General features: G+C 60.4%; 13 protein-coding genes. 6 read left to right on the top strand and 7 right to left on the bottom strand.

What is annotated here, in order from left to right; all coding sequences use genetic code 11:
* Nucleotides 1–407: 407 nt before the first annotated feature.
* Nucleotides 408–806 (bottom strand): hypothetical protein, encoded by a 399-nt coding sequence (locus tag FVQ81_15935; protein ID MBW7998022.1) that lies wholly within the window; start codon nt 804–806, stop codon nt 408–410.
* Between the two features lie 45 nt (nt 807–851).
* Nucleotides 852–1,163: a hypothetical protein gene (locus FVQ81_15930; protein MBW7998021.1), complete on the bottom strand. Its 312-nt coding sequence runs from the start codon at nt 1,161–1,163 to the stop codon at nt 852–854.
* Between the two features lie 159 nt (nt 1,164–1,322).
* Here FVQ81_15930 and thpR point away from each other — a divergent pair, with 159 nt between their 5' ends.
* Together thpR and FVQ81_15920 are read left to right on the top strand one after the other, a co-directional pair.
* The gene (thpR, locus tag FVQ81_15925; GenBank protein MBW7998020.1) at nt 1,323–1,946 is read left to right on the top strand and encodes an RNA 2',3'-cyclic phosphodiesterase; all 624 of its coding nucleotides are present in this window, start codon (nt 1,323–1,325) and stop codon (nt 1,944–1,946) included.
* A gap of 21 nt (nt 1,947–1,967) precedes the next feature.
* Nucleotides 1,968–2,381 carry a YjbQ family protein gene (locus FVQ81_15920; GenBank protein MBW7998019.1) on the top strand — a complete coding sequence of 138 codons (414 nt, stop codon included), beginning with the start codon at nt 1,968–1,970 and terminating at the stop codon, nt 2,379–2,381.
* A gap of 721 nt (nt 2,382–3,102) precedes the next feature.
* On the opposite strand, the gene FVQ81_15915 is transcribed toward FVQ81_15920, so the two are convergent.
* The 4 genes from FVQ81_15915 to FVQ81_15900 form a co-directional block, all read right to left on the bottom strand.
* Nucleotides 3,103–4,602, bottom strand: coding sequence for a hypothetical protein (locus FVQ81_15915; protein ID MBW7998018.1), 1,500 nt, complete (start codon nt 4,600–4,602; stop codon nt 3,103–3,105).
* Nucleotides 4,603–4,705: 103 nt separating this feature from the next.
* Nucleotides 4,706–5,326, bottom strand: a complete 621-nt coding sequence (locus tag FVQ81_15910; GenBank protein MBW7998017.1) for a hypothetical protein — start codon at nt 5,324–5,326, stop codon at nt 4,706–4,708.
* A gap of 18 nt (nt 5,327–5,344) precedes the next feature.
* Nucleotides 5,345–6,640, bottom strand: a complete 1,296-nt coding sequence (locus FVQ81_15905; GenBank protein MBW7998016.1) for an anaerobic sulfatase maturase — start codon at nt 6,638–6,640, stop codon at nt 5,345–5,347.
* 3 nt (nt 6,641–6,643) lie between these two features.
* The gene (locus tag FVQ81_15900) at nt 6,644–8,131 is read right to left on the bottom strand and encodes an amidohydrolase (GenBank protein ID MBW7998015.1); all 1,488 of its coding nucleotides are present in this window, start codon (nt 8,129–8,131) and stop codon (nt 6,644–6,646) included.
* Nucleotides 8,132–8,331: 200 nt separating this feature from the next.
* On the opposite strand from FVQ81_15900, the gene FVQ81_15895 reads away from it, so the two are divergent.
* Nucleotides 8,332–9,318, top strand: a complete 987-nt coding sequence (locus FVQ81_15895) for a hypothetical protein (protein ID MBW7998014.1) — start codon at nt 8,332–8,334, stop codon at nt 9,316–9,318.
* A gap of 172 nt (nt 9,319–9,490) precedes the next feature.
* Here FVQ81_15895 and FVQ81_15890 read toward each other — a convergent pair whose 3' ends face one another.
* Complete coding sequence (locus FVQ81_15890; GenBank protein MBW7998013.1) at nt 9,491–9,685, bottom strand: hypothetical protein; 195 nt, start codon at nt 9,683–9,685, stop codon at nt 9,491–9,493.
* Nucleotides 9,686–10,067: 382 nt separating this feature from the next.
* Here FVQ81_15890 and FVQ81_15885 point away from each other — a divergent pair, with 382 nt between their 5' ends.
* From FVQ81_15885 to FVQ81_15875, 3 genes are all read left to right on the top strand, one after another.
* A complete protein-coding gene (locus FVQ81_15885; protein MBW7998012.1) occupies nt 10,068–11,396 on the top strand; it encodes a sulfatase in 1,329 nt (442 codons plus the stop codon).
* Nucleotides 11,397–11,594: 198 nt separating this feature from the next.
* On the top strand, nt 11,595–13,010 hold the full coding sequence (locus FVQ81_15880; GenBank protein MBW7998011.1) for a sulfatase: 1,416 nt from the start codon (nt 11,595–11,597) through the stop codon (nt 13,008–13,010).
* 77 nt (nt 13,011–13,087) lie between these two features.
* Nucleotides 13,088–14,179 (top strand): hypothetical protein, encoded by a 1,092-nt coding sequence (locus tag FVQ81_15875; protein MBW7998010.1) that lies wholly within the window; start codon nt 13,088–13,090, stop codon nt 14,177–14,179.
* Nucleotides 14,180–14,378 lie beyond the last annotated feature (199 nt).

The following is a 14,378-nucleotide window of genomic DNA, read 5'->3' as shown; positions in this document are numbered from 1 at the left end:
ATACAATACAACCCGCGCTGGCTCACTCGATCTTTACCGATACGGTGACGGTGGCTGACTCGATAGGCTACTCGATTATAACATATCTCCGAGCGACCCGCTGGCCCGATTCTGTATCCGTTGGGCTTCATGGAATCGGCGAGGGGATGCGGTGGAAGTTGATAGCCGTACCAACGCCTGACAGCGTTGAGGGGCTGAACGAAGCGTTAGAGAGTTATAAGCGCAAGGTCTGGTGGAGCGGCGACAAGACGATGCTTGAGGACTCGGTTATCACGCCGGGCAAATACAAGGTCAGCGGGGACAGTTTGATTTCGACCTCTCGCTAATGAGCGGCAAACTCGAAGGCGCACCTCATTGGTGCGCCTTTGTTTTCCCCTGCCGATGATATCAGTTGGATCCATTGGCGCTCAATAAAACCGCTCCACAATCCACTTCACCAGTTCCTTCCAGCGGGGCAGTTCCTTGCCGGTGGCTTTATCCGTCAGGTACACAATCATGAACTGCTGGCTGCCACTGCCGCCGGTGTAGATTTCGCGCTCGGCGTCCAGTCCCTGGCCGCAGCGCGGGACCAACTCCCGCCAGCGGTCTTCATCGTCCACCAGCTCCGTGCTCAGCGGCCCGAAATGGACCATCACGCTGAGGTTGCCGAAAAAATCCACGAAGTCCTTGGCCGTCCGTTCACTCGCTGAGGCCCGCGACACCCGGCGCAAAATCGAGTACGCGTCATCGCGGGGACGCAGGATAATAAACAATCCGGGGTTGCTGTGCTGAACGCCGGATTTATTTTTCGTTGCAGTGCCTGTCAATGTATACCTCCATGCCTGAAGTTGGGCAGTGATCCGCGGAAACGATTACTTATCATCCGATTCCCGCCGCCTGCGCAGCTTCTCGGCCGCCTCCCGCTCAGCTTTTTTCTGCCGCCCGGCGTAAATTACGAACGCCACCACCGCTGCGGCCAGCAGCCCGATCACGAACAGGGTGACAATGAAGCTGGGCGCCTTGTGGCCGCCCGGCCACTTGCCCAGTGAACCCTGCGGATAGTTCGGCCTCTCCTGGACCCTGGGCAGCGGAAGCTGAGCCGGAGAGATGAGGGTTCGCCAGCTAAGCCCGGCCGCCACCGCCGGGGATAATCCGTAATCCGCTATCGGGACCGCAACGCTCAACAGCGCCATCCAAAATGTGAAAAGGGTAAACCTTAGCCGCATTCCCGCCTCCCCGGTATCGATCGCATCGCCGCGGCATAATAATAAGCTGATCCCTCACACGATGTCAATCAACCGCAAGCTGAGTGTTGTCAATCCGTCATGGATGCTGAATATTAGGTGACAGGAAATCGACATATCATTCCAACACTCGTTCGACAACTGATAAGGGGAGAGCGGATGCGTACTTTTATCGCCCTGGAACCGCCGGCGGATTTGCGTGCGGCGATCGGCGAGCTGTCCGGCGCACTGGACGATCTCATGCCGGGAATGAAATGGGTCAAGGCCGCCAATATTCATCTGACCCTCCGCTTCCTGGGCGAGATAGAGACGGCGCGGCTGGAGGATGCGAGCGTGGCAGTGGCGGGCGCTGCCGCCGCGATATCCTCTTTCGACCTGCGGCCGACCGGACTGGGCCATTTCGGTTCGCCTCGTAAACCGAGAGTTGTCTGGCTGGGGCTGGCGCACATCGACAACCTGACCGAACTCGCCGCGGGGATCGAGGAGCGGCTGGAAGAGTCCGGCTTCGGCAGGGCGGATAAACCGTTTAGCGCCCACCTGACCCTGGCCCGCGCGGGACGACGGCCCGGTCCGCCGCCGGACTGGGAAAGGACCAGAGCGGCGGCGTCGCCAGACTGGCCGGCCTGGACCGTGAGCGAAGTTTGCGTGATCAAGAGCACGCTCACCCCCCGCGGCCCGATTTACGATATCATCTCGAGACACGAACTGAGCGCGAATCCATAACCCGAAACACCAGGAGGCAGGATGAAATCGCATACCAAGTATCTGTGGTTCAATGTGGACAAACGCAGGGACTATATTCGGATCACCGACGATGTCGCCGGGGCGGTGGCCGAAAGCGGAGTGAGCGAGGGGCTGTGCCTGGTCAGCGCAATGCATATCACAGCCGGGGTCTGGGTCAACGACGCCGAGAGCGGGATTATCGCCGATATTGACGAGATGCTGGAAAACCTGGCGCCGTTCGGCAAGGACTACCGTCACCACCGCACCGGTGAGGACAACGGGGATGCGCACCTCAAGAGTATCCTGGTCCATCAACAGGTGGTGCTGCCCGTTACCGACGGCCGTCTGGACCTGGGGCCGTGGCAGCAGGTGTACTACTGTGAGTTCGACGGGCGGAGGAAGAAACGGGTGATCGTGAAAGTAATCGGGGAGTAATAATTGGCTTCCCTTTGTTTTTTTTCTTTTCCAGTCGATGAAAAGAAACAAAAATCTCTGCTGCGCCGAACTCGCAGGGCCAATTAAGGATACCCCGGCGGGTATGTAATCGTGGCGATTCAGGCGCTACCGGCCGTGCGGGCCTGCGCTCGCCCCGTCGCAAAAAGCCGCGCCGGACCTCGCGAAGGACTCCGACCCTCGACGGCCATATGATATGACGTGGGATCAAGGGTAAATAATCCGCTGTGGCTGAGTTGGCTCAGACATGCGGCGCAGCGGGAGCGGCCTCCGGCCGCTTGAGGTTTGGGCTTCACTAAGGAACCATTTATATCATAAATTCATGTAGCGGCTCTGTGTTTTTGGGGATGAAGGGTGGGGCAAACAACCGGGCCGCATGTCTGAGCCAAGGCAATGGGTAGCGGTTTTTTTACCAAGCATCCCACTTCAGATCATAAGACTCACCAGAGTTAGGCGCGCCTTCAATTGCCGCCGCACTTGCGGCAATTCAGGCCTCAAGCAAAAGCAGCGGTTTCAGAAACTGATATACATTCAGGTTGCATAGCTTTAAGAGTTGATGCGAGTTCGGCCCGGTGAAGGCTTTTGCTTTTGGCCACAAAAGAAGAAAGAAATACTTTTCCCTTTTTGGTTGAGAAAAACAGAAAATATGAGCCCATTGTTTTGGTCTAAGGTATCTTTATCTTAAGGAAATGTAAGCTATATATCAATCCAGCGCCGAGGCCTGAGGGTCGAGAAAGCGCACTACCACCTTGCCGATATCCCGGCCCATGCAGCTGACTACGATCGGGTAGGCCTTGCCCTTGCCCTCCAGGCTGTACTTGCGCATCATCCCGTTGTCGGTATGGATTTCGTAACCGCGGTCCTCGCCGGTGTTGATGGCCCTGTTGCCGACAAACCCCTTGAAATTGACCACCAGGCTCTTGCCGTAGCTCGGCTTGTCAATCACCGCCTCTGTGATTACCAGCACCTGCCCTTTCCGCACCTCCAGCGTGTCCCCGTCGCTCACCTCGCGGCGTTCCCCGTCGACAGTCACGGTCAGGAACTCGAGTTGCGGGAATTCTCTCGCCAGCTCGGCCACCCGCGAGGCGCCGGCCACCACCTTGCTGCCGGAAAGGCGGATGTCTATCGAGGCGCACTTGAAACTGTCCTTGCGGATGATAATCCGGGTCGGGAAATTGACCTGGTAGTCCTTGCCGAGATCGTTGAGCTGGCCCATGCCGATTATATCCGCGGCCAGCCCCCGGCGGTAGTTGTCCATGTCGATATGCTCGATCACAACCCGGTCGCCGGGAGCGAGCTGCAGCGTTTCGCCGTCCTTGACCGCCACCCGCTCACTGCCGTTGATCAGTACGATCAGATGGTTCAGCTTGGGTTTTTCCACCAGGATTTTCGGGTTTTCCGGCACGATCCCGAACTCGCCCATGAACGCGTTGATCACCATCGCCTTGTGCCGCATCTTGAGTTCGTTGGAGCGGATCTGCTTGCTGCTCTCGATGCCGAACGCCGGTATCTCGTGGCGCGTAAGCGAGTAGTAGGTTGCGCTGAGGCGCTGCTCCATGTGTTTGGTGGTGTTGCTGACCGTGTTGTGGTTGTTGAAGCGGAACTTGTAGTGCTCCTGTTCCACGTAGACGTTCACCTGCTCGCAGATCCGCTCGGCGATCTGTCCCAGCTCGATCACCTTGCCGCTTATGGGAGCATGGTAGACATCCGCGTCGGCGATAATCGACTGGCCGAAGCGCATCGGGTTGTGCATATCATCTTCATAGCTCGGGCGGTAGAACCCGGAGCCGTCGTGAAGGTTGAGCAGCACGTCGCTCCGGCTGATCAGCTCCTTGAGGATCGTCACGATCCGGGCCTCGGTGTCCTGGTCGCGCTGGTCGGCGAACTTGCGGTTCATGTCGCCGTTGGGTCCGCGCTGGTTGAGCAGGATGGCGTGGAAATTGGCGCGCGGCACCACGATCAGGTTGCCCCTGGCCAGGCTGATATCCGCGTACAGGTCGGCCGAGAGATAGCCGCCCGGCTCGTTGCCCTGGATCCCGCCGATAATCATCATCGTGGGTCCGGCATCGTGGCCGTGGATCTCGTAGACATGCAGCTCGTAGTCCGTGTTCTCGAAATAGGTCTTGTGCACCGTCTCGGCGCGCACGCCTAATGCGAACATCAGCATTAGAGCCGGGAGTATTTTTGCTATGGTGTTAAGCATAATTATTTGCCCGTAAAGCTAAATCCCGATATTCCTGAAATGAGACTTTTCGCCATCCATCTATTATACAAAATTCGGCGGCTGGTGTATAGAGGGACTTTTTCTAGCAACCCAAGTAAGACATATGAATCCATTTTTCTCCATCGAAGTAGTAAAAAGAACCGCCCATCTTGTCCCCTATCCAGATACGGATTCCATCGCAAGTCAGTTCCGGAAGAGTTTCCGCGTCAACTGTTCGCTCCTTATATATGAGAATATATTCTTGCGGATACAGTGGACTGATCCGCCATGCGTATCTCAATTGAGATTTGTTACCGAAAACTGGCCACCACCGTGATCCGGGATAAAAATTCCCTTTTTGTGATCCGATCACAACAGGCTCAAGTGTATCACTCTTAGGAAATACCCACAGTTTGCAGCTGTCATCTATTGCGCCTTTGGATACTGTCAGCACAGCAATGTCCTGCTGACCAGCTTTAATGAATGAACCGGTAATTGTGTTGCTCTCTACAGCACCGGGAACAACAGGCAAACCTTCTTCCCATGGCAGCGGAATCAGCAAATCCCTGGTCTCCAGCCAGGCAACAACAGCTTCGGGCAGGTCATCGGCCTCATGCGGCTCGGTTATCAGCGTGTCGATTTTTGTCTGCTCCTCAGTATCCGGGGCCGCCATCAGGCCAGTAGCAATCACCAGGCAAGCCAAAATGACCATGAACGTTTTCATATCATTCTCCTCACAAGGTCAACCCTGCATGCAGCAGTGCTTGTACTTTTTTCCCGAGCCGCAGGGACACGGGGCGTTGCGGCTGAGGCTATCGCCGCCCACCGCCACCGCAATCCGGGGACGGGTGGGGGGCGGTGGCTGCTGCCGCTGACTGGCCACTGTCGCGGCCAGTTCGCGCACACGGTCCCCGGTGTGGTCGAAAAACTTTTTCAGCCCCGCGCAGAGGTAAGTCGGTTTGCCGAACTTTCCCCCGCCGGCGGCCAGGCGGTCCTTGGGGCAGCCGCCCCGGCAGAGTTCCAGGTGCGGGCAGCTCTTACAGGCCTCGGGGTAGCTGCATTTCAGCTCGGCGAACGAGCGCTCCCGGTCGGAGTTGAACATCGCGGCCAGGGGCTTGTCCATGATGTTGCCCAGGCTCCAGCGCCGCTCGACAAAAAAGTCGCAGGGGTAGACCCCGCCGTCTTTCTCCACCACCAGGTAATGGTCGCACTTCTCGCCGAAATTGCAGAGGCTGAGCTGGTAGTGCCCGGCCAGCTTGCCCACCACCGCATCGAACGTGCGCACGCTGATGCGGTGGATATCCCCGGCGTGGTACCACTCGTCGAATATGTCGCACAAAAACTGCCCGTAGCCCTCGGGCGTGACGTTCTGCGGCGCGGGTTCGCCGGTGCCGGGGAGGTACTCCACGCAGGGGATGAACTGGAGGTGGGTGAATCCCCGGCTTACCAGCCAGCGGTAGATTTCCCGTCCCTTGGCCTGGCTGAGCGCGGTAACCATGGTCAGGATATTGAACTCGGCTCCGGCGTCGTGCAGGTGTTCGATCCCGTCCATTACCCGTCTCCAGGTGGGCCCGCCTCCCCGGTCGATCCGGTGGTGGTCGTGGATTTCCGCCGGGCCGTCCAGGCTGACTCCCACCAGGAAACGGTAGTCGCGAAGGAACTCCGCCCATTCGCGGCCGATCAGCACGCCGTTGGTCTGCAGGGCGTTGGCCACGCTCTGGCCGCCGGTGCCGAGGGTCATCTGCAAGTCCACCACCTTGCGGAAAAACTCCAGTCCGGCCACGGTCGGCTCGCCGCCCTGCCAGGTGAACACGGAGGTGGGGAACCGGTAGCCCAGGTAGTCGGTGCAGAGTTGTTCCAGCACCTCGTCGGGCATCACGCTCAGGTGTTTGTCGTAGCCCAGCTCGCTGTCCGTGCCGAGGTAGAAGCAGTAGTCGCAGTCCAGGTTGCACAGGCTGCCCACCGGCTTGATCAGCAGGCTGAAGGGTTTGCTGGGTTTATCCGCCAATGTTCCATCCTGGTCCCGGCAAATGCGGATGCATTACCGGCTCGTATAGTTTTCCTGTCCCGGGCGGCTGTGGGGCGGACGGAGCCCGTCTGGTATGCCGCACTCGTAGCTGCGGCCGTCGAGCTTCATGTGGAAGTCCTCCCAGGCGGCGTCGCGAATCTTTTTGTTCAGCAGGACCTCGACCCCGGCTCCGGCCAGCACGCGGGCGGCGGTTGTCATGCCCTTGAAGCCGATGTCGCTGCCGGCGCAGGTGACCATGTGCCACGAGTGCCCGTTGCCGCCCCGCGCCGCGCAGGCGGCGGTGATCCGGCCGTAGGGGAAATTCCAGCTCACGTCGCCGTCATCCACCGAGCCCATGCCCCACTCCCACTCATCCGGCGGGACAATTTTCAGCTCGGCCACGGTCGTGTCCAGCAGCACCTCGGGGGGATCGTCGAAATTCTTCGCCAGTTCGGCGGCGAACTGCCAGTCGGCCTGGTCGAAATCCGGCGGACCGACCTGCTCGTAGTTTTCCTGCAGCAGTTTCGCAAGCGGATCGTTGAGCATGAACTCGCGGCAGGAGGTGAGCAGTTCCTCCTCCAGGGTGGTCTCGGTCATGATCGAGGCGCCCTTGGCGATCGTGCGGACCCAGTCGTAGATCGGCCGCTGCTGCTCCGTTTTCGGCGCACGGACGAAATACCAGACCTCGGCGCGGTCGGGGACCACGTTTGGCGCGCCGCCACCGTCGGAGATCACGTAGTGGATACGCGCTTTCTCGATCACGTGTTCCCGCATGAAATTGACACCGGTGTTGGTCAACTCCACCGCGTCCAGGGCGCTGCGGCCGTGATGCGGGTCGCCGGCCCCGTGGGCGGTTTTGCCGTGGAAGCGGAACTTGATCGAACTCATCGCCAGGCTGCTGCGATAGACCACGGAATTGACGCTGCCGGGGTGCCAGCCCAGGGCGATATCCAGCCCGTCGAACACTCCATCGCGGATCATATAAACCTTACCAACCAGGGTTTCCTCGGCGGGAGTCCCGAAGACTTTGACCGAGCCTGGGATATTGTGCTCCACCATCGCGGCTTTAACCCCGGCGGCTGCATAGGCGCTGCCCGCGCCCAGCAGGCTGTGGCCGCAGCCGTGGCCGGCGCCGCCCTGGACGATAGGTGTTTTGACAGGATTGCCTGCTTCCTGGCTCAGTCCGGGCAGCGCGTCAAACTCGGCCAGGTAGCCCAGCGACGGGCCATCGCCGTTGGAGAATGTCGCCACCCAGGCGGTGGGCATGTCGGCCACGCCGCGCTCGATCGTGAACCCGTTGCGCTCGAGGTAGGAGGCCAGCGCCGCACTGGATTTGTACTCCAGCTCGCCGATCTCCGGGTTTTCCCAGACAGCCCGCGATGCAGCCATGGCGGTCTGACGGTTGGCTTCCATCCAGTTCCAGGCGGTTTTCTTCTGCTTGTTGTTACCGGCAAACAGAGCGGCAGCGGTACACAGGGTAAGCAGAACGGCTCTCAGAACATGCGGCAGGGACTTTCTCAACTGGGCCTCCTTTGTGCGGGCCGGCGCGGCCGGGCGGACCTACATCTATAAGTATTGGGAAACCTGAACATATTAGCCCGTTCGGGAGCGCAATGTCAAGTCGGGGCGTGACGGCGGCTTGACTTGGCGCAGGCAGGAGCATAACTTGCCGCCGTGACCGGAATGCCCGATAATGCCGGAGAACGGGGAGTTGACAGGATATGCAGTACGACAGGATAGTGACCCACGACGATTTCGACGGGATCGCCAGCGCGGCGCTGGCGGGATATTTTCTGGAGATCGAGAATTTCGCGTTCGCCGGGCCGAACGATATTATCCACAGCCGGATTTCCACCAGCGGTTTCGATATCGTCTGCGACCTGCCCTACCCCCTGCAGGGCGGGATGTGGTTCGATCACCACGTGGCCAATTTCGATGATCTCGAACTGCGCGGGTTCGACCAGGGCGAGATACCGGGCCTGCGCAAGCTCGCTCCCTCATGCGCCCGCGTGATTGTCGATTTTTTCGCCGAAGAGTTCGAAATCGACCAGGAACTGGAGCAGATCGCCGCCGCCGCCGATGTGATCGACACGTTCGGCTACGAGTCGATCGAGCAGTGGCGCACGGAAACGCCGGCCTCCCGGATCGACTGTGCGATCAAGGTCCGCGAGGGGACAATCAGCGACCGGCGGGAGTTCCTATGCTGGATGTGCCTGGCGCTGATGGATCAGAGCCTGGAGCAGGTCGCCGCCACCGATGAGGTGGCTGTCCGCGCCGACCGGTTCCGGGCCGAGGAGGAGAGCATGCTGGCCTTTGTCGGCAAGGAGATGGGGTTTCTGGACGAGGCGGGCGAAATTATCCTGCTCGATTTCAGCGAGCATACGCGCAAGGCCCGGATAGTGAAAAACCTGGCCCAGATCCATGCGCCGGAATCGCTGGCCGTGCTGGAGGTCTCGCCGTTGTTCCGGCGCAGGCTGCGCACCAACGACCTGTCGTTCTCGATGAGCCTGACCCTGGCAGGGCAGCGGCACTACGCGCAGTTTGATATCGGGGAGATCATGCGCACGCTGGATATCGGCAGCGGACACCCGGGTGCGGCCAGCGGGGTGGTGAAATCGGGCAGCCGGGCGGAGATGGAGCGTAACCGGGCGAAGACGCTGGAGAAAATAAAGGAGATCTGGGAGGAGCAGAAGGGCAATAAGGAATAACTATTTTACTTTTAACGGAAGGTGATTAGCAGCTTATGCGGTAGGCTCAATGGCGGCGGGCGGCGCCGGTGCCGGAGGCCCCGCCCTGGAGACGGGCGAAACCCGTCTCCAGGGGCGCATGTTTCATGCGCGCGCCGCCCGCCGCCTTGGCTTTTGTATTTTCGCTGGCTGTTCACTCCATCACCACTTGCACTTTCACCATCTCCCCGGCTTGAGCAACCGGCAGCAGGTTTCCTTCGATCTCCTTGCCATCGACAGTCACCGATTTCACGCCGCGCTGGACTCCACCGGGATTTGTGACATAGATCTCGTAGTTTGCGCCGCGGGATTTGCGGGTATCGCGAAAATTTTTCCAGCCCGGTACCACCGGATCGATCCGCAGGCCGTCGAACTCGGGCCGGACTCCGAGGATATACTGCTGAGCGGCCAGGGTGAACCAGCTAGCGCTGCTGGTGAGCCAGCTGTTGCGCGCCCGGCCGGGTGATCACGTACTCCCGCCGCTACTCGTCGAAATAGCCGAACTTCCCTTCCGCAAGTCCCATCAGGTTTCTCCGGTCAACGTTAACTTTTCTCCAGTTCCAACTGTTTATTCATCAGGAAACAAATAATTTGTCTCATCCGTCAAGACCATTGCGGCTGCCGGGATTGATTGTAATTTTTCAACTGCTGTCAGATTTTTACTGTAACCAGTACCCCTTCCGCAGACAATCCGGGATCAGTAAAACATTTTCTTCAAGGAGCAGGTTCCGATGCCCGACAGGCCGAATATAATCTGGCTGATCGCCGATGACCTAGGCGACGGCGACCTGGGGTGCTACGGGCATCCCACCATCCGCACGGAAAACCTGGACCGGATCGCCGGTCAGGGGGTCCGGTTCACCTCGGCGTTTGTCACCACCAGCAGCTGCAGCCCCAGCCGGGCGTCGACATTCACCGGCCGCTATCCCCACGCCACGGGCGCCGAGGACCTTCACGTGCCGATCCCCGAGGGGATCCCCCTGCTGCCATCGTTTCTTAAGGACCTGGGTTATTATTCGGCGATTGCGGGAAAATTCCACATGGGAGAAAAAGCCGCCTCCCAGTTCGACAGGGTGGAGAGCGAAGTGGGCGCCTGGAGGAAAGTGCTGCCAGAAATACCGGACGGCAAGCCGTTTTTTCTGACAGTCGCGTTTTATGACCCGCACCGGAGCTACCAGACCGACACCCTGCCCGACCCCGCCGACCCGGGCAGCATGGTGGTCCCGCCGTATCTTCCCGACTCCGAGATGGTGCGGGGCGATCTGGCGATGTACTGCGACGAGGTGACGCGCCTGGACCGGGAAACAGGCGAGCTGGACAAGTGGCTCTCCGACCACGGACTGGCCGATAATACGGTGATCGTCTTTTTCTCCGACAACGGGATGCCTTTCCCCCGCGCCAAGACCACGTGTTACGACTCCGGCTGCCGCACCCCGCTGATCGTCCGCTGGCCGGACCGTTTCCCGGCAGGAACAGTCTGCGACGAGCTGTTCAGCCTGGTCGACCTGGCCCCGAGTATGCTGGGACTGGTGGGGGAGAGTGGCGCCGACGGGATGCAGGGGCTGGACCAGAGCGCACTCTTTAGAGATCCCTCCACTGCCGGCGCGCGGGAGTATGTCCACCTCCAGACCAACTGGCACGATCTGGACGATCACGTGCGGGCCGTACGCGATAAACGGTTCAAGTATATCCGCAACTATTTCCCGCGCCAGATGTTGACCGTGCCTCTCGACGCGCTCGACTCGCCGAGCTACAAGTCGCTGCTTGCCGAGCGCGACGCCGGCTGTCTGACCCGCGAGCAGATGAGGCTGTTCATGGCGCCGCGGGCGGCGGAGGAACTTTTCGACACCGCAGCCGATCCCTGGGAGTTTACCGACCTGCACGCGGTCGATCACTACCGCGGCCACCTGGAGCGCATGGCCGCCGAATGCGACCGCTGGCTGGCGGAAACGGGCGGCGATGTGGATCCCAACCGGCGGCGGATGGATCTGATGGACGTTTACAGCGGAGAGGTGCGGCGGGAGATTCTGGGCGGCCCCGGACCGTACCGTGACGAGTGATCGCATGGTTCGATGGAAATATTGATACTCGGGGGAACCCGGACGGGGCGGCACGCGCATGAAACATGCGCGCGTGCCGACGGCCCGCCGGCGCTGGCAGCGCCGGTGCCGCCCCGTGTCGTGACCCTGTCGCAGCTTATATTTTACAGAAAATAGAGATCAACAGATTCTTTCCACCCTGGAATCGGAGAGCTACCGATGACAAAACTCGATCGCAGGAAATTCTTCGGCGGCATTGCGGCAGCGGCGTTGGCGGCCGCAGCGCCGGGAGGACGAGCCGCGCCGGGTGGTTCAAGGGGCAGGCCGAATATTTTGTTGCTGATAGCCGATGACCTCGGCGACTGTGACCTGGGCTGCTATGCTCACCCGACAATCCGCACGGAGAATCTCGACCGGCTGGCGACTCAGAGCGTAAGGTTCACTTCCGCGTTCGTGACCACCAGCAGTTGCAGCCCCAGCCGCACCTCGATGTTTACGGGCAGGTACCCCCATGCAACCGGGGCGGAGAGCTTGCATGTCCCGCTGCCGGAGGGAACCAGGATTCTGCCCGGTTACCTTCGCGAACAGGGCTACTGGAGCGTTAATGTCGGCAAGCTGCACCTGGGACCGGTGGGTGCTGACCAGTTCGATCTCGTGCTCGACAGCGAATGGGACTGGAAGCAGGCTCTCGAGCAACGGCCCGCGGACCGCCCGTTTTTCCTGGCGGTCGGTTTTCATGATCCGCACCGTCCCTACCAGCCCGACACCCTGCCCGATCCAGCGGATCCGGCCGATTCTGTTGTGCCGCCGTATTTGGTGGACGACAAGCCCACTCGCGCCGAACTGGCGGGCTACTACGACGAGGTCACGCGCATGGACCGCGAGATCGGCATGATCGATCGCTGGCTGGAGGAGCAGAACCTGGTGGACACTACCCTGGTTGTATTTGTCTCGGACAACGGGATGCCGTTTCCGCGCGCCAAGGGGTCGTGTTACGATAGCGGGGTCCGGGTGCCGATGATGGTTCGTTGGCCGGGCACGGCTCCGGCGGGTGCGGTGTCCGATTCATTGATCAGCACGGTGGACCTGGCGCCCAGTTTGCTGGCCGCCGCCGGAATGAAAATTCCTGCCGCGATGCACGGTCTCGACGCCACCGGTCTGTTCAGGAACCCGCAACTGAAACTTCGCGACTACGTCCATCTCCAGCGTAACTGGCACAACCACGACGACAACCAGCGGGGCGTGCGGGACAAGCGCTACAAGTATGTCCGTAACGGTCGCCCGCGTGTCTGGACCAGCTCCAGCGACCTGATGGGTTCCGAGAGCTGGACCAGCCTGCTCGACGCGCGCGACCGTAACGCACTCACTGCCGGGCAGATGAGACTGTTCATGGTGCCGCGCGCGGCGGAGGAACTCTACGATACCGAACGTGACCCCTGGGAGTTTGTCAACCTCGCCGCCGACCCCAACTACTCTGCCCGGCTGGAAAGGCTGCGGGACGAGTGCGACCGCTGGCGCGAGACGACCGGCGACTATCCTCCCGGACGGCGCTACAAGGATAACCTCGACAGGTTTACCCGCACCAAGTACGGCAAGACCAGCGGAGCGCCGGAGCCGTATGATGGCGAGAATTGATCGGCACGGCACGGCTTTTGCATTTTTAAGCGCTACGGCGCGGTAAACTGTCAGAAATTTGACACAATCAGATCGGGATGCGCGAACAAAAACAAAAATTCAGGCTGATTCTGCTGGCGGCTGTCCTTCTGGCTCCATCGGCTGGGTTGTACGCCCAGGGTGGTGATGTGACGGCGCGGGTGGACAGCCTCGAAGCCAGGATCGATTCGCTGGGCACGATCCACGATTCGCTGGCCGAGGTGCGCGCGAAAATGCTGATCCGTTCCAGCGACCTGGCCGCCCGCGGGGACCGTCTGCGCGGCTCGCCCGGCCGGACACCGGGACCACTGGACAAGTACCGTCTCAACTCCGTGCTGGCTGCCAGCCAGAGCCTGGCCGATAGCCTGGACATGGTTAATACGCGGCTGGACAATCTCCAGCAGGAGATTGACGGGTACCGTCTCGATGCCGTGGTCGCCTGTACCGCCGCGCTGGATTCGCTGAGCCGCCTGATGATAATAGCCCAGGCCGCTCCCCGCAGTAACCTGGCCCGGCAGTTCGAGGCGCTACGCGGGCGGAGGAAACGGCTGGCCGCCGTGGCCGGCGGCGAGGAGGAACCGGCCGAACACCGCGACCTCAGCCGGGTATCACTGGTGGAGCTGGCCGGTTTCGTGAAAATCGGAGCGAGTGAATCTCTGGAGGAAATTGCGGAGAAAAGCGCGTTCCTCTCCGATATCGAAAGTCGCTGGAGCCGCGCGCTGGCGGCTCTGGAGCATAATATCGGCCGGCTGGACGAGGAGCGGGAGATGCGTACTCGCTTGGGTGAGTTCGCCCAGGAGCTGGCCCTGTTCGACGAGACCGGGCCATCGAGCCGCGCCGGGGTAGCGGGGCCGGAAGGCAGCGACCAGAGCCGGACGCTGGAGTCGGGCGGGCCGGAGATGGACCGCATGCAGGGTTACCAGGATTTCTCGCTGACTCCCAAGCAGATGGCCGAATCACTCGCGTTCGATATCCAGCTTGCCGATCCCGAAACGGAACTTCGGCTGATGCAGGAACTCGACAGGTTTTCCACCGGAGATATCGCCGATCTGGTCGAATTGCTCCAGGCGCGCCGGGATTCGCTGGCTGCGGATCTGGTGGGCCTGCGCAGGTTGCACGAGGAGCTCAGACAAAAAACCGGCTTGGACTAGAAGCGTGTTGAAAAAATACGCTTCTAAGCGCCACAAGGATGTGGCGGCAAAATGCGCAGACTTTAAGTCAAGCATTTTGGACGGTTTGCCTTCACTTGTTATGGCAAACCGCCTTGAAAAATGCCACGGAAGGCATTTTTCAACACTCTTCTAGTACTCTCCGGAGGATAACGCGGAAGGTGTCCCCCCAAGCTCACTA

It is taken from the genome of Candidatus Glassbacteria bacterium, from assembly GCA_019456185.1.
GTDB lineage: Bacteria > Gemmatimonadota > Glassbacteria > GWA2-58-10 > GWA2-58-10 > JAJRTS01.
Note: the sequence above shows the minus strand (reverse complement) of the source record. Positions and strands in the feature narration are given on the sequence as shown.